At 38.8% G+C, this 16,001-nt stretch carries 13 protein-coding genes; 7 read left to right on the top strand and 6 right to left on the bottom strand.

Annotation, left to right across the window (positions count from 1 at the left end; all coding sequences use genetic code 11):
• Positions 1-16 precede the first annotated feature (16 nt).
• Both OQX61_RS02305 and OQX61_RS02300 read left to right on the top strand, forming a co-directional pair.
• On the top strand, positions 17-1,672 hold the full coding sequence (locus OQX61_RS02305) for a RagB/SusD family nutrient uptake outer membrane protein (protein WP_265840028.1): 1,656 nt from the start codon (positions 17-19) through the stop codon (positions 1,670-1,672).
• 326 nt (positions 1,673-1,998) lie between these two features.
• Complete coding sequence (locus OQX61_RS02300; RefSeq protein WP_265840027.1) at positions 1,999-4,989, top strand: glycoside hydrolase family 2 TIM barrel-domain containing protein; 2,991 nt, start codon at positions 1,999-2,001, stop codon at positions 4,987-4,989.
• A gap of 100 nt (positions 4,990-5,089) precedes the next feature.
• Here the strand turns inward: OQX61_RS02300 and OQX61_RS02295 are convergent, their stop codons facing one another.
• The 5 genes from OQX61_RS02295 to OQX61_RS02275 form a co-directional block, all read right to left on the bottom strand.
• Entirely contained in the window at positions 5,090-5,896 is an 807-nt protein-coding gene (locus OQX61_RS02295; RefSeq protein WP_265840026.1) for a Fic family protein, read from the bottom strand.
• Between the two features lie 134 nt (positions 5,897-6,030).
• Entirely contained in the window at positions 6,031-6,621 is a 591-nt protein-coding gene (pncA, locus tag OQX61_RS02290; RefSeq protein WP_265840025.1) for a bifunctional nicotinamidase/pyrazinamidase, read from the bottom strand.
• A gap of 19 nt (positions 6,622-6,640) precedes the next feature.
• Complete coding sequence (locus OQX61_RS02285; protein WP_265840024.1) at positions 6,641-7,420, bottom strand: hypothetical protein; 780 nt, start codon at positions 7,418-7,420, stop codon at positions 6,641-6,643.
• A gap of 385 nt (positions 7,421-7,805) precedes the next feature.
• Complete coding sequence (locus OQX61_RS02280; protein WP_265840023.1) at positions 7,806-8,387, bottom strand: DUF4136 domain-containing protein; 582 nt, start codon at positions 8,385-8,387, stop codon at positions 7,806-7,808.
• A 216-nt stretch (positions 8,388-8,603) separates the two neighbouring features.
• On the bottom strand, positions 8,604-8,987 hold the full coding sequence (locus tag OQX61_RS02275) for a helix-turn-helix domain-containing protein (protein ID WP_265840022.1): 384 nt from the start codon (positions 8,985-8,987) through the stop codon (positions 8,604-8,606).
• A gap of 107 nt (positions 8,988-9,094) precedes the next feature.
• On the opposite strand from OQX61_RS02275, the gene OQX61_RS02270 reads away from it, so the two are divergent.
• From OQX61_RS02270 to OQX61_RS02250, 5 genes are all read left to right on the top strand, one after another.
• On the top strand, positions 9,095-9,970 hold the full coding sequence (locus OQX61_RS02270; protein ID WP_265840021.1) for an SDR family oxidoreductase: 876 nt from the start codon (positions 9,095-9,097) through the stop codon (positions 9,968-9,970).
• 368 nt (positions 9,971-10,338) lie between these two features.
• Entirely contained in the window at positions 10,339-11,115 is a 777-nt protein-coding gene (locus OQX61_RS02265) for a hypothetical protein (RefSeq protein WP_265840020.1), read from the top strand.
• Between the two features lie 372 nt (positions 11,116-11,487).
• Complete coding sequence (locus OQX61_RS02260; RefSeq protein WP_265840019.1) at positions 11,488-12,078, top strand: thioredoxin fold domain-containing protein; 591 nt, start codon at positions 11,488-11,490, stop codon at positions 12,076-12,078.
• A gap of 27 nt (positions 12,079-12,105) precedes the next feature.
• On the top strand, positions 12,106-14,352 hold the full coding sequence (locus OQX61_RS02255; RefSeq protein ID WP_265840018.1) for a response regulator: 2,247 nt from the start codon (positions 12,106-12,108) through the stop codon (positions 14,350-14,352).
• Positions 14,353-14,412: 60 nt separating this feature from the next.
• Positions 14,413-15,030, top strand: a complete 618-nt coding sequence (locus OQX61_RS02250) for a class I SAM-dependent methyltransferase (RefSeq protein WP_265840017.1) — start codon at positions 14,413-14,415, stop codon at positions 15,028-15,030.
• A gap of 33 nt (positions 15,031-15,063) precedes the next feature.
• Here the strand turns inward: OQX61_RS02250 and OQX61_RS02245 are convergent, their stop codons facing one another.
• Positions 15,064-15,492 (bottom strand): hypothetical protein, encoded by a 429-nt coding sequence (locus OQX61_RS02245; RefSeq protein WP_265840016.1) that lies wholly within the window; start codon positions 15,490-15,492, stop codon positions 15,064-15,066.
• Positions 15,493-16,001: the final 509 nt, after the last annotated feature.

The raw sequence follows: 16,001 nt of genomic DNA, 5'->3' as shown, positions 1-16,001 counted from the left end.
ATTAAATTTGAATCACATGAAAAATAGAACATCAATATATATCCTTACAGGCCTGTTGACATTTGGTGCTGTAAGCTCTTGTAAAAAGGATTTCTTAGAAAGACCACCATTAGATCAATTGTCAGAAACCACCTTTTGGAAAAATTCAAATGATGTATACAAGGCGGTAAATGCAATCTATAACCAACTTCCCGGCGACGGTATAATCTATGAGGATGGGGCTTCCGATAATGCTCATGCGCAATATCCATGGGAAAGTTCTGCGACTGATGTTTCGGCCGGAACTGCGACCTCTGTGACTGACGCCGGCTGGAGTTTTATCGATGTCCGCCGGGCCAATTATTTCCTCGCGAATGCGGATAAAGTGACTGGGATGGATCAGGCTTTGCTGGAACGCTATAAAGCGGAAGTTCGCTTTCTAAGGGCGCTCTTTTACCATAGGTTGGCTACTAAATTCGGGAATGTACCCTTAATCACTACGGTTTTGCCGCTCGGTGAAGAAAATGTACCCAGAACACCAAAAGCTGAAGTATTGAAGTTTGTAACGGATGAGTTGGATGCAGTTTCAAAAGTTCTGCCCGCAAGTTATTCTGGTGGTAAATCAATTGAAAAAGGCCGTGTTACCAAAGGCGCTGCACTGGCTTTAAAAGCAAGAGTGCATTTGTATGAAGGTCAGTGGCAACAAGCAGTTGATGCTTCCAGTCAGGTGATGACATTGGGTTATACCTTGTTTAAAGTGAGTACGGAGGCAGCCATAGATGCGAAGGATAACTATAGCACCTGGGTAACTTTTGCGGATGCAAATGATGAGAAAAAATTCCGTTTGGGTTTACGCAGTTATGAAGGACTTTTTCACAAAGCCAATGAAGGTAATAATGAGGTCATTCTTGATCGCCAGCAGATTGATCAGAAAGACGCGAATTTTTTGAATACCTACCTGCCTCCGGGAACTATTGGGGGATGGAGTTCGGTAACACCTACTCAGGAGCTGGTAAACAGCTATGGTAGTTATAAAACGGGTGAGGCAGTTGTGCCACCTAGCCCGGCACAAAGGGCTTCCTGGTATATTGCTAAAGATCCAAATTTCGCAAATGAATATAAAAACCGTGATCCGCGTTTGTATGCAACTATCCTGTTTGAAAATTCTCCATGGAATGCGATAGAAGATGACTATAAATTTAATTGGGCGGAAGGAGCTTCTAATATGTCGCAAACAGGGTATAATTTCCGTAAAATGGTCGATCCTTCGATCTATCGCGATCAGGTAGACAACCATGCTAATATTATTCTGATCCGCTATGCAGAGGTACTTTTAACTTATGCAGAAGCTAAGAATGAGATCAGTGGTCCTGACGGAACTGTTTTCGACGCACTTGATGCGATCAGAATCCGTTCAGGAATGCCGGTGCTGGACAGAGTGAAATATGGAGACAAAGTGCTGTTAAGAGAGCTGATCCGCAATGAACGACGGGTGGAACTTGCACTGGAAGGTCAGCGTTACATGGATATTCGTCGCTGGAAAATTGCACCACAAGTGATGAAAACCATTAATAATATTAAAAATACCCAGGCACAAGCCAGAACCTGGACCGATAAATTGTACCTGATGCCAGTACCTCAAAAGGAAATAGATCTTGCAAAAGGAGTATTGACACAAAATGATGGTTATTAAAAGATAAGTTAGTTAGTTAGTAGTAGAAGTCCATCCGGGTCCAGGACCCGGTGGGCTTTTTGTCGTTTTAATAACCGTAATAATGTCCATCATTATCCATGTTCTGTCCAGGCATAAGCGGGCTTTTTGATCATACTTTTGGGCTGGGAATTTGTTCCCGCAAAAAAAAAGAAAACTGCTTTACAAGGTCTGGTTAGGGCCTTTTTGTGTTTAAAAAGTTTAGGTTTATGCATGTCAGGTTTTAGTTTGTTCCAGGAAGGAGCAATACCTTTGGTTCAGGTGCGCCATGTTGTCGCATGAAAAATATTAGTTAATAATTTAGTTATATGATCACCAGTTTTTTTAAAATTCCGCTATCGAAAGGGCTATTGTTTTTCTTCGCATTTTCATTTTCAATCCTGAATGTTTCAGGTCAGGACCTCGCTTACGAATTACCTAAGCAAACGGCAGGGGTGAAGCGTCCTGTGATGTCTCTGAATGGCGAATGGCAGTTTCAGTTTGATGCCAATTCAACATGGGATTTGATTCAGGTGCCTGGTGAAGCAGTGATGCAAGGGTATGGAATTGCGCACGACAAGTCTTTCTTTTATAAAAGAAAGTTTTCGCTTCCTAATGATTTTAAAGGGAAGAAAGTCGTTTTAAGATTCGATGGGGTGTATAGCCAGGCGACATTAAGTATCAATGGAAAAGTCTTAAGAACACATAAAGGCGGGTTCTCCAGATGGGAAACCGACATTACTCCTTACATTTCATTTGACAAACCGAATGAGGTGTTTTTAGAGGTTCAGGATAAGGTGGATGATATCTCTTATGCTTCCGGTTATGCGCATCATCCAATTGGTGGTATCCTGAGGGATGTCACTCTTTTTGCCACAGCTACAAGTAGTATCCACGATTTTGGGCTAACAACGGAACTGGATAAGGATTTTAAGGATGCGGTGCTAAAAATGAGTTATGAGGTAGAAGCAGGAAAGGGAGCAACGATTCACTATGCACTATTTGATAAAAATAATAAACCTGTACCGAATACCGCAGTTCAGTTTGCGGTTAATAAGGGGCAAAATATAAATACCTTCAAGGTTGCTAATCCTTTGAAATGGGATGCCGAGCATCCCAATTTATACCGTTTAGAGGTTAAGGTGAAAAAGGACGGTAAGGATATGTACTTCTTCAATAAAGCGGTCGGATTCAGAACCGTTAAAATCGTAGAAGATCAAATGCTGGTCAACGGAAAACCGGTGAAATTGAGAGGCGCTAACCGTCATGATGTACATCCGACCTTAGGTCGCATTAGCACTGCTTATTATGATAGCCTGGATGTCAAACTGCTTAAAGATGCACACATCAATTTTATTCGCACCTCACATTATCCACCTTCTGAGCGCTTCGTCGAGTTATGTAACCGCTACGGAATCTATGTGGAAGTAGAAACCTCCGTTTGTTTTGTGGATACCTACAGACAAGTAAACTATGCTCCGGGAGCTACTCAGGATGATCCAAACCATACCGCTCAATACTTAAGTCAGTGTAGGGAAATGGTCAATACTTTCAAATCACATCCTGCAGTGGTGATCTGGTCCATCGGTAATGAATCCATTTATGGCAGCAACTTCAGGAAAAGTTGGGATTATGTTAAAAGTGCGGATAAAACCAGACCGGTCATCTGGAGTTACCCGGGTTCGCAAAAGAGTGATTCCAAAATCTATGAGATCCTGAGTATGCATTACCAGGATGTAAACGGTAATTTAACGCAGTTTGGGAAGACCACCAAAGGCTACGAAGGTCATGGTATCCCTGCATTATTTGATGAGTGGGCGCATCCGGCATGTTATACTTATCAGACCTTACGTGATGATCCAAATATCAGGGAGTTCTGGGGTATTTCTATGGATATGATGTGGGGACGTTTATTCCCTACAAAAGGTGGATTAGGGGGTGCAATCTGGGGTTATATAGATGAGACTTTTAATGTTCCTCAAAAATTAAAGAAGGGAACTGCATTTTGGAATGAGTTTGCTAAAACCGCTAAACCGGAAGGTTTTCAGGGACATGCAGTCGGCTATGGAGAATGGGGAATCGTGGATGTCTGGAGAAGGCCGAAACCAGAGTTCTGGTCTACTAAAAAAGCGCAGTCACCAATCCGTATTCTGGAAGAAGGCAAGGTGATCAAAAACTTTAACTCAAATCAGCAAATTCAGTTTTCGGTGTATAACCGATATGACCATACCAATTTAAATGAAGTCAAACTGGAGTATGTTTATGAAGGGAAAAAGAAAACCATAAACCTCCCGAATATCAATCCGCATGAGAAAGGCGCTTTCCAATTGCCTGCCGAAAATTGGAAAAAAGGAGAATCAGTCTTGTTGAATTTTGTGGATAGTAATGGCCGGAATGTAGATACCTATGAGTACTATTTTGGAGAACGCCCGGTTAATATGCCTGTTGCTAACCATAAAGGTGCATTAAAGTTGGTTGAAAATGCAGATCAGTTTATCATCAAGGGAGATCACTTTGAAATCCCTGTTTCTAAAGCAACCGGTCTGATTGAAAATGCACAATCCAATGGAAAAGTGTTTATCGAAAAAGGACCGTTCCTGAATATTGATGTGAATCTAAACCACCTGACTGGTGCGGAAGTGAGAAAAAGTGCCAATAAGTTTTTGATCCATGATAAAGACTGGAAAAAGACTGCAGTAAAATGTGAGCTTAAAAATGGTGTGGCCTTGATTACGATTGCAGGAACTTACCTCGGACTGAATGTCAACTTTGACATTACCGTAAAATCAGAAGGGGAGTTGACCACCAGCTATCGTACTACTGGTGAACCTAATGGATATCTGAGAGAAATCGGCCTTAAATACTACATGCCTGATGATATTGACCAGTTAAACTGGGAACGTGATGGCTATTGGAATTACTATCCGGAAGGAGAGTTTGCAGGTAATGAAGGACGTGCTATGCTTTTTGAAAGTAAACAGGCAGCTTACGGTGTAAAACCAGTACAGGCCTGGGATCAGGATACGCGCAACTACTATTACTGGTCGGATAAAGGAGCCAGAACCGAAAAACCGCTGACGAATAAAGCGAAGAGCATGAAAGACAATATTTACTATTACACGCTTTCCGCGGGTCAGCTTCCCCGGATTTCGGTGGTGTCTGCTCAGGCTGATGTTGCCTGTCGTATAGACCGTATGGAAGATGATCAGGTGGTACTTTTCCTCAATAACAAATGGGATTATCCGGAAATTGCATGGGGTAATTATTGTAAGACCTTAGAAGCATCTCCAATCAATGGTGTAATAAAAGTTGCGTTCTAAATAAAGATCAATATTTCAATTTAATAGAGTCGTTAGCTCTTCCATTGGGAGAGCTAACTTTCCCAGACCAATTGGATGAGTTTAAGAGCACTGGTGAAAGTTAAAATAAGAATGTAAAACCACCGCCTTTTTTAGGGTGTTTCATTTCTTCAAATTTGCTGATTTCAGCGGACAAATGCCTGGTATACTCCTCATCCATGAATTTTCTGAAAATGTTAATGTCTTCATGTTTACGAGTATCAATGAGTGCCTGATAATAATCAGTTTTTGTTTCATTGTGTACGATCGCAAGAGGTAGTTTATACACAGCCTGGATATAGTTCATTAACAATCTGGAAGTTCTGCCATTCCCATCATAAAAAGGATGGATACTAACCAGGTTAAAATGCGCATCATAGGAAAGGTTTAATTTTTCCCGTACAGTTAGATGCTCCTGCATTCGTCTGGCAAGATCCAAAGCGAGATTTTTTGTTAACATCTCCACCTTATCAAAATTGGGAAAATATGTATCTCCAGCGACTACGTTGCCTTTGCGAAAAGCTCCGGTAGCTGCATCAATAGTTCCAAACACCGTATTATAAGTACTTGCCGTATTTTTTACGATAAGTGAGTTTAATTTTTGAATAAATTGGCTGGTAATTGAACTTCTGGCTTTAGCTTGCTCTAAGGCATATTGAAGCGCAGCATAGTGATCAGTTACCATCAGACTTTCGTGCAGAGGCTTTCCTTTTGGTGTCAAGCCCTCAATAAGTAAAACCTGAGTTTCGACTTCAGTAAGGGTTGAGCCTTCAATCCTGGTAGAATGGTGAACGATAGAAATCAGATTAAATTTTTCATGATCTATCACCTGGTCTATGTCAAGATGCTGATATTGTTCTATAAGTTTGATGATGTCCATTGTCTTCATTACAAATGTAATCAATTTGATGTTTTAATTCATACCCCCAACTACTCATCGGTTACCTAGGAAAGGAATGCTGATTACAAGACTGATTTGACGCAGTAAAGCCTGAAATCTTACGATTCCAGGCTTTTGAGTAGTTAAATAACAGTCCCGCCCTTTTGCTGAAAATCTCTCTTAACACGTTCGTATCTTTCCGGATCAATCGGCTTAGAAGCACGTTCTATAATACTTGATTTAAAACCTAAGTCTAACGCATCATTAGCTGTATAGTACACACAATAATCGGCGGCCACTCCACAAACGGCTACCTCAGTAACTCCTCTTCCTTTAAGATAATCGGCCATGCCTGTAGATTTTTTTCTACCATTGTCAAAAAAGCCGCTGTAACTATCAATTTCTTTATCCATCCCTTTTCTAAAAATAGCCTCAATGGCATTCGTTGAAAGTTCCGGAGCCAATTCTGCTCCCTTTGTTCCTTGTATGCAATGCTCAGGCCATAGCACCTGATTTAATCCGTTTAACGATATTTCTTCAAACGGTTTTTTATCCGGGTGGGAAGTAAAGAAACTTTTATGACCTCCCGGATGCCAATCCTGGGTAGCTACTACGATATCATATTCTGCCTGTAAGTCGTTAATTGTCTGGACGATTTCATCACCATGGTTAACAGCTAAAGCGCCTCCAGGTAAAAAATCATACTGGATGTCGATAATAATTAAAGCTTTCATAAATAAGGATTATAGGTTATTATATTTTAAAATAGTTACTCACTTTTGATACCTTTTCCACTAAAGCGGCTGAATTAGGTTGTAAAACATATTCACTCAATCCAACCTCCTTTGCTTTAGGAGCCCAATCATAGGTATAACCCAAACGCGTCCATGGGTAATGGAAATCTGCTGTAGTTGATAGTGTACGGTAATAGGCAAAAACAATATAATTATTATACCATGAGCCGAAACCTTCAGGATTATTATTACTTAGTACCGCACCAGCTCTTTTAGTGGTGATCACACGGCTTCCTGCTGGCCTATACAAATTTTCCGGGTTTACCCAAATCTCGGCGATGTGCGTATTGCTTCGTTCATTAGCAGGGGGTAAGCCCAACAACTGACAGATACGCATGGTGGTATCACTCGCTGCAGTGAAAGAAGAACCTATGCGTGCTTTCATTTGCTGTGGGATGAATAACCAGGATTCGCCCCATGAATTGGTAATCGATTCGCCAACCGGATAGCTAGATGGAAAACGCATATAGCTAGCCAGCAACACATGTGGCTTACCATTAATTGTTTTCCATTTCAAAGCAGTGTTTTCAGGAGTTAATGCCCATAATGTGTCAATTATTTCTGCACTATCAGCAACCATTGCATCCAGTATGGCGCTTTGGTATAACTCGTTCATAGAAAGTACAGGTGGTTTTGGCTCTGATGGAATATCGTTATCTTTTTTACAGCCAACGAGCATACCAAGCATAAGCAAAGCACATAATAATAAAGGAGAGTAATTAATTGTTTTTTCTTGCATTAGATTTAAATTGAGTTTAAAAATTAGAAGTATGAAGATAATGCAAAAACTGGTTATAGTATAATGGGCGTGTTTTTACCTTATAGCTATAAATGGGTATTTTTAAACGAAAGAAAGAGGGTTGTTTTAGGATATAGATTGAAATTAAGCTTTCTTACCTGGTGGAGGTACTGCACATTCAACTTGTTCATTTTTTTGTAGAAAACAGTTTGCTTCGAATTCAAGAATCTTAGCCTGTAAAATGTGATCTTAGAGCTATCAATGCTATCCAGATTTTATGCAAGCAAGACAAAAGGAATAGTAAAAATAATGGCCGATGTAATTGGAATACACCGGCCATTATTTATTATATGAAAAGGTCATGAATTTCATTCAACTAAAGTAGTTATATAAGCTTTTTGAATATATTGGTTACAACTTGCGGCAATTCATTAATTGCCTTCTCCGGATTGTTTACCACTCCTTCAGCCCAACCTCTCCAGATGACCTTAGAGGATCTACGATCTATAAGATCAATCATGATGCTACTTTCTTTTACGATCATTCTTCTTTCAGTACTGCCAACATATATTGGGAAAGGATCGTAAAAGGAATAATAATAAGCCGACCGGCCCCGGTAATAACTTACTCTAGGACCCATCCTCCATGGGGAGTAGTAATAGACTGGTTCGTTATATATCCTGGTTTCCTTGTTTACAACAGCTGTATAACGGACCAGTATGTCAGGTTTTGCATTGTCAAGCGTCAAACCCCTAGTGTTGAGTTGCTGACTGGCAGTTTCTACAATCAGATCGGTAGCAATGTCGTTATTATAGATATTTGAGGTTTTGGACTGGCCTTCAGGAATCCAGGCATAAGTTTTATAAGTTGCATTCAGGGGTTTATTACTCACTGCATAGTAAGTGTAAGGCGAGCAGGCAGTTAGCGTGGCTAACAGTGCCAGTACTACAAATAGTTGCTTTTTCATCTTGATGTGTGTTTAAATAAAGTAGAAAAATAACCATGCCTTGTTTTTTACATTAATTTACGAAATTTTAGGGTCTCCAGAGGGAGCTGAAGGAAGGAATTACATATCAATGACCATAGGGAAATAGATTCATTATCAAGAGTCCAGAGCATTGATAGGGGCAATTCGCCTTTGGAATTTTGATATACCAGCTGAAACCGTTATTGATCAGTTCTGTTAATCGTTAGGCCAGCTACTTTTGATGGCTTCGGTTCTATGGAGCATTCCCCAATCAATCATCGAGTCAATTAAACCAGTTAAGTTCTTACCGGACTCTGTTAGAATATACTCTATTAATACAGGAGTTTGATTGTACACTTTACGCTCTATAATACCGTTTAATTCCAGTTCTTTCAGCTCTTTTGACAACATTCTGGGAGTGATTTTATCGATGTTGTTTTGTAAATCCTTAAAACGGATTTTCCCATGCAGCAGCGAGGCAATTATCGGTAGCTTCCATTTGCCATTCATGACATTTAAGGTGTCCGTTAAAGCCAGTACATAATGGCGTGGGCACTGTTGCACCTTATCTCTATCTAATAATTCCTTGAAATCACTCATAAATTTTACGTTATTCTAGTATACAAAAGTATAGTACTAATATTTAAGAACAAAGTATACTTAGTATATTAATATCGCTAGGTTTACATCATAACAAAATATAAGATATGATTTTAGTAACAGGTGCAACAGGTCAATTCGGTTCGAAAGCCATTGACCATTTATTAAGCAAAGGTGTTAGACCATCTGAAATTTCCGCTTTAGTAAGAAACGAAGCAAATGCGCAGCATCTTAAAAGCAGGGGAGTTGAAGTAAGAGTTGGGGATTACACAGACTATGATTCATTGGTTAAAGCATTTCAAGGCGTAGATAAACTATTATTGGTTTCCAGTAATGATAGACAAGCTGTCGAAAACAGGACTGCTCAGCACATAAACACCATAAAGGCTGCGAAAGAGGCCAATGTTAAATATATTGTTTATACCTCTTTTGTGAGGAAAACCAATTTTGAGGACTCGTCTATAGCCGCATTCCAAAATTCACATGCACAAACAGAAGCCTATCTGATAGATAGTGGCATTGATTATACTATACTTCAAAACGGTATTTATCTGGAAATGATACCAGTTTTTGCCGGAGAAAAAGTAGCTGAGACTGGTATCATATTATTTCCTGCAAAGGACGGTAAAGCAAGCTATGTGCTTCGCGAAGAGTTAGCAGAAGCTGCTGCACACGTACTAACCACTGAAGGACATGAAAAGCAAATTTATAGTTTAACTAATTCAACTTCGGTCTCTTTTAGTGAGATCGCTAAGGCCATAGGTAATCAGCTGGGGAAAGATGTTAACTATCAATCCTTAGAAGTTGACCTATTTGAATCTAAAATGAAAGAGTTTGGGGTTCCGGACTTGTATATTGGTATGTTTACCATGTGGGCGATGGCTCAGGCGCAAGGCACAATGGATGTCTTGAATGACACGTTAGAAGGATTCTTAGGTAGAAAACCTACAACCATGTCTGAATTTGTCGCTCATATTTATTAGAATTCTATAAATACCTTCAGCTACTCACGGAATGACTCAGCAGTTATATAGAAAATGCTGCTGATTACACCTTACCTGTTTATTCAGGTAGGGATTTTTTGTTTGTGGATTTGACTAAATCTATCGCCATCGCTGAGATAAATTAATGTTGATTTACATCAAATGCATTGGCTACTTTCGGTGGTCCTCTTATATTGGGCCATACTTGAATGGTTAAACCATCGTTTGTATCACCATAGGGGATTCTGGATGGAGAAATTGTTTCATTGAGAAAACCCGAAGTAGTTAAGCGTATGGAATAGTTTTGGGACGGAACGAATAATTAATTTACTGATACCTTATAAAAACAAACATATTAATAATTGCAAATGGGAAAAATTGATTTTTTAAATAAAAAAGAGCAGCCACAATCAGACAATTCTCTTGAGAAAAATACTGAGCCTTATATAGGAGATTTAAATAAAACAGACATTCTATTTAAACTCGTTCAGACACCACAAACGGAAAGAGACGAAAAGTGGCAACAAACATTTTTAGATAACATTGGCCAGGCAAGTTTTCGTTGCGGCGACCCACAAGTAATAACCGGACCTGATGGATTCCCTTATTTTCAGCTTTTTTTACCGGAACCAAATAAAAGTTTTCAATGTTTTGTAATTGATAAAATGAAAGACGATTTTTTGCTTACTTCTGGTTTTGGTGTAGCAATTAATCCAACACAGCAGGGTGTAGATTGGGTCTTATCTTATGGTGACATTTTAAACTTGCGTTTAAACAATACATTTTATACAAATACAGAAACGGCATTTTCAAAAGAGACAAACGATGAAACTATTGCTGAAAATGAAGAAGTAATGATTGGACAGCCGTCCGAGACAATTCTACCAAAACAAACCCGACAACTTATTGATAAGTTTTTAAAATCGAGAGGTGTTGAGACACCAAAGGTATTATTAATGATGCGACATAGGAAAAATGGAAATGGAGTTTCACAGGAGATTGTTTTCAATTTGACACCTAAAAACTTCAAGGATGAAAGCACATATAGAAGCGTAATGCAGACTGTTAGTTGGTACCTGCCGCGCCACTATTCTTATGTCGGTATGGACGAAGAAAATTTAGGAGATGGTTTTATGCCTTTGTAGCGAAAACATTGATGCTGATTTCTCCTTAGGAACCAACACATAGGGCACAAAATTGGCCTTAACATATGCTTAAAATAAGAAAAGCGGAAATGATCCTCCGATCATTCCCGCTTTATCTAAATTAACGCTCTCATATATAAAGACGCTTATAGCCCTTTTATATTGTGCGCTCACTAAATTAAATCAGCATAAATCTTTTTAGCAAGGCCATATCTTTCCCCACTGTAATATTCGCGTGTTTGCATAGTCTGAATGTGGGTATGCCCCGGAATTTTTGAAACACAAAATATATTTTATATTTCCTTCCGTTTAATATAATAAATGACGTTATTGGTTTGACAAACGCAACTTACTATTGTTTTGTATTTCAATATGAAAAAAGCTCTCGTATTTTTTTGGCTAATATTTTTGTTTTCTGCCATTGGATATCTATTCTGGTACAACGATATCATTTACCAATTGCCAACTCCAGTTCCTAAAGACTATAAATCAATTGAGACAGGCAGTTTGATCGTTAACAAAGCTTTGAACAATAACCATAATAAACCTATTTTTCTCCATTTTTTTAATCCAGACTGCCCCTGTTCACGATTTAACATGAAGCATTTTAAATCACTGGTTAAAGAGTATGGCGATCGTATTGATTTTAGAGTGGTGGTATTGAGTCCAAAATCTTTTACTCCGGAAACCATCCAAAATAAGTTTGGTCTCCAAATCCCTATTCTATTTGATAAAAACCTTGCTGCAGCTTGTGGTGTGTATTCTACTCCCCAGGCAGTTTTACTAGATCAGGCTCAGCATTTATATTATAAAGGGAATTATAACACCACTCGTTATTGTACAGATGAAAAAACCAGCTTCGCAAAAATAGCATTGAATGGTTTGTTGAAAAAACAAACTGATCTGGTTTTCAGTGAGGCAGCACTAAAATCCTATGGTTGTACTTTGCCAGACTGCAAATAATAATTAATTTTTGAACTGATTTAAGCAATGATTTCGAACAATCATATCACTAATTTTGAAAGCCAAAACCGTTTACTTTTCCTGGGCGTTAAGGAAAGAACGGATCGTTTAATGAATTACTTTTTATGGGTATACTTCATCGTGGGGCTAATATTTGCGCAATTTTATGATACCTGGTTAATTGCATTTGGAGTAGGTGGTCTTTCTTTGCTGGCTTATTATTCCGTGAAATATCTTTTACCATCATCCGATCTTTATCAATACGTTTTAAGCGCAGTGCTGGGTATTTTTATGGCACAGTTTATTTACCAGATGCATGGACTATTCGAAATGCATTTCTTTGCCTTTATTGGCAGCACGCTGTTAATCTCCTATGAGAAATGGAAACTACAGATACCGATGCTAATTGTGGTTATGGTTCATCATGCGGTATTTGGCTATTTGCAAAATAGTGGGGTAACCGGAATCTATTTTACACAGTTGGATAATTTTGATTTGCAGACTTTTATAATTCATATGTTGCTGGCCGATATGATCTTTTTTGTCTGTGGATTATGGGCCTACTTACTAAGAAAATCTAATGAAAGGCAGGTTGCCCAGACCTTAGCAATGGCCGAGCTACAAAAAGAAGCTCAACTATCATCGGTTCGGAAACAGAATGAAGAGATATTGGAAAAAGCCAACGAGAAGCTTAAGGTATCTAATTTAGAATTGGAAAAAGCCAGAGCTGAAGCAGATCGGGCCAATCAAGCCAAAAGCATCTTTCTGGCTAACATGAGTCATGAGATCCGCACCCCGATGAATGGGGTTATGGGGATGGCGATGCTTTTAAAGGAAACTGACTTGAATAAAGAGCAGTATATGTTTGCGGATGTGATTGCTAATTGTGGTGAAGCATTGATTAATGTGATCAACGATATACTGGACGTTTCTAAAATAGAATCCGGCAATATGGAATTAGAGTCTGAAGATTTTAACTTGCGTAAGTGTATTGAAGATGTCCTTGATATATTTGCAGTTAAATCTGCTGAACTTCAGTTGGAACTAGTCTATCATATTGAAGAAGATGTTCCTTTGCAAATTGTTGGTGATCAGCTACGGCTGAGGCAGGTATTGATTAATCTGGTTGGAAATTCTATGAAATTTACTGAGCAGGGTGAGGTTTTCGTAGCCGTTTCTGTGGGGAATATTTTACAAAACGGACAGTTCGAACTGAAATTTGCAGTAAGTGATACAGGTATTGGAATAGCGGCTGATAAATTGGGTAATTTGTTTAACTCTTTTTCGCAGGTTGATTCTTCTACAACCCGTAAGTATGGTGGTACTGGCCTGGGCCTCGCAATTTCAGAAAAACTTGTCAAACTTATGGGTGGCAAAATTAATGTGGAGAGTGAGCTGGATCAGGGATCGACCTTCTCATTTATGATGCGTACGCAAATTGGAACTAAGTTCCTGTTGCCATATGCCAATTCAAGCATGACTGAACATGCTGGCAAAAAGGTAATGGTTGTTGATGATAATGCTACGAACCTGAGCATTTTAAATAAGCAGCTTGGATATTGGAACTTACAACCTATATCCGCCAGTTCGGCTAAACAGGCATTATCAATACTGTCGCTTGATCCGGCAATTGACTTAGTGATTACAGATATGCAAATGCCCGGCATGGATGGTGTAATGCTGGCCAAGTTGATGAAGCTGCGCTATCCATTTATTCCGATTCTTTTGCTCAGTTCTATTGGCGAAGAATTTGAAGAGAGTCAACTTGGTCTGTTTTATTCAGTCGTAACAAAGCCTATCCGCCAACATGTCCTTAGTAAACAAGTCTCAAATGCATTGCAAATAAGAAGGCATGCAGAAATAGAAGAACAGGTGCCTCATAACAAATTGTCGGCTCAATTTTCAATAAATTACCCTTGCGAATTGCTGGTAGCAGAGGATAAATTAACAAACCAATTGGTAATCGTTAATATTCTTAATCGATTAGGTTATAAACCGGACCTGGTGAAAAATGGAGAAGAGGCCATTGAGGCTGTTAATGGAAAAGATTATGACATTGTCTTAATGGACATGCAAATGCCAGTAATGGACGGTTTAGTGGCAACCCGACTAATCAGAAAAAAGCAATTGAAACAGCCAGTTATTATTGCATTAACAGCCAATACACTAAAAGGTGATGAACAAGATTGTTTAGATGCCGGGATGGATGATTATATAGGTAAACCTATTCGCCTGGAAGACTTGATGGATAAACTTGAAAAATGGTGCAAATAGAGACAGTAATACACTCTTTATTTCCATCCTTCATTCCTTGTATATATCTTTGTTTCAGAGATGAAAAGCGATTATATCCAGGAAACCTTTGGAAACATTGATATTTATTTATTCGACCAATTGGCTAAAGGTACTTATGATGAGTGCAATGCCATTTTAGATGCCGGTTGCGGAACAGGGAGAAACCTGTTTTACTTTTTAAAAAGCGGCGCAGAGGTTTTCGGCATAGATCAAAACCCGGAAGCTATCTCTCAGCTCAGGAGCCTTGCCAGTCAATTTTCTCATATCAATGCAGAAGAAAACTTTAAAGTATCAGCTGTCGAAAAGCTACCATTTGAACCAGAGCGCTTCGACCTGGTTATTAGTAGCGCCGTACTCCATTTCGCTGAAAACCTAGAACATTTTAAAGCTATGCTGGATTCCATGTGGGGCGTCCTAAAGCCCGGAGGTTATTTTTTCTGCCGACTAGCATCAGACATAGGAATCGAATCATTAGTCCAGTTCATGGGAAACGGTCGATACATACTTCCAGACGGATCGGAACGCTTTCTGGTCAATCAGGAAATGTTACTTAGGCTCACCAAAAGCCTTGGCGGAAAACTCCATGAGCCCATCAAAACCACCAACGTCCAGGGCCTAAGAAGTATGACCACCTGGTGCGTACGCAAAGCGTTATAAACTTATCTTCTTCGATTGCGAGGACTAAACAGTTTAATTTTTTTCATTGATCTTCAGTGTTTTGAAGGTGGTGCTAATGATGTTATCTAAAGATTTCCCTCTTGTTTTGTCAGGATCAACCGCATTCCCACTTGTATGGTATTTGAAATTCCTATATTTATTGTTAATCTTAATTTCAAATAGATAGCTTCCACCTGAGTCCTCAATACTTTTGTTCGGATCTTGAACAAGCTTTTCAGATAATAGACTTCCCTTGATCTCAAATAAATGGTTTGATATTAATTGAGAGAGGAACCCACAATAGTCATTTATAGAACTTCTTTTCTGAATTAAAGGACTTACGTTTACAGTGTAAGATCCTTCTCTTTTAACTATTTTGTAGTTGTTAATTCCTGCTTTTCCCGCGATCCAGATTCTTTTATTAGTAATGTATATACTGTCAGGAGTCGCTTGGAACATCATAAGCTGTATGATATCCGAAGAAATTCCGGTACTATAAATTCTAACTTCAATTGGGAATTTACTCTGTTTTATAGATTTAATAGCTTCGTATTGTACATATGAATTATTAAAGCTAGATATAGAATCAGTTACAAATCTAGTTATTACAAGTTTTTCCTTACCGCATTGAATATAGGTATCCTGAGCTTGACAATTAAAAATGAACGGAATAAGAAAAATAATAATTAGTTGAATTTCTTTTTCATAGATATCTTTATAAGAGAAGTGCTTTTTAGTAATTAAGGTTTTGTCTTAATTGTGTCTTGTCCTTAAATAGCTTTACACTAAAGCTTTAAAAATGACAAAAGAAAATGGACTTTCAACTCCAAAACAAACTAAAACCAGCAGGACGAGACAATGTGATGCTAAGGCCAAAAATATTTCCTAATTCTGCTGACTAAAAGTGGCCTGAAGCAAAGGCTTCTGTGACCTCCCCTGAATCTAGGACACCGCTAAAGTCGAAAAATCGG

The organism is Pedobacter sp. PLR (assembly GCF_026239675.1).
Classification (GTDB): domain Bacteria; phylum Bacteroidota; class Bacteroidia; order Sphingobacteriales; family Sphingobacteriaceae; genus Pedobacter.
Note: the sequence above shows the minus strand (reverse complement) of the source record. Positions and strands in the feature narration are given on the sequence as shown.

Bases quoted from the DNA above. Each gene is read 5' to 3' on its own strand.
- OQX61_RS02295 (WP_265840026.1), bottom strand. From the start codon at position 5,896: ATGAAGACAATGGACATCATCAAACTTATAGAACAATATCAGCATCTT.
- OQX61_RS02275 (WP_265840022.1), bottom strand. From the start codon at position 8,987: ATGAGTGATTTCAAGGAATTATTAGATAGAGATAAGGTGCAACAGTGC.
- OQX61_RS02270 (WP_265840021.1), top strand. From the start codon at position 9,095: ATGATTTTAGTAACAGGTGCAACAGGTCAATTCGGTTCGAAAGCCATT.
- OQX61_RS02250 (WP_265840017.1), top strand. From the start codon at position 14,413: ATGAAAAGCGATTATATCCAGGAAACCTTTGGAAACATTGATATTTAT.
- OQX61_RS02255 (WP_265840018.1), top strand. From the start codon at position 12,106: ATGATTTCGAACAATCATATCACTAATTTTGAAAGCCAAAACCGTTTA.
- OQX61_RS02305 (WP_265840028.1), top strand. From the start codon at position 17: ATGAAAAATAGAACATCAATATATATCCTTACAGGCCTGTTGACATTT.
- OQX61_RS02260 (WP_265840019.1), top strand. From the start codon at position 11,488: ATGAAAAAAGCTCTCGTATTTTTTTGGCTAATATTTTTGTTTTCTGCC.
- OQX61_RS02300 (WP_265840027.1), top strand. From the start codon at position 1,999: ATGATCACCAGTTTTTTTAAAATTCCGCTATCGAAAGGGCTATTGTTT.
- pncA (WP_265840025.1), bottom strand. From the start codon at position 6,621: ATGAAAGCTTTAATTATTATCGACATCCAGTATGATTTTTTACCTGGA.
- OQX61_RS02245 (WP_265840016.1), bottom strand. From the start codon at position 15,492: ATGATGTTCCAAGCGACTCCTGACAGTATATACATTACTAATAAAAGA.
- OQX61_RS02265 (WP_265840020.1), top strand. From the start codon at position 10,339: ATGGGAAAAATTGATTTTTTAAATAAAAAAGAGCAGCCACAATCAGAC.
- OQX61_RS02280 (WP_265840023.1), bottom strand. From the start codon at position 8,387: ATGAAAAAGCAACTATTTGTAGTACTGGCACTGTTAGCCACGCTAACT.
- OQX61_RS02285 (WP_265840024.1), bottom strand. From the start codon at position 7,420: ATGCAAGAAAAAACAATTAATTACTCTCCTTTATTATTATGTGCTTTG.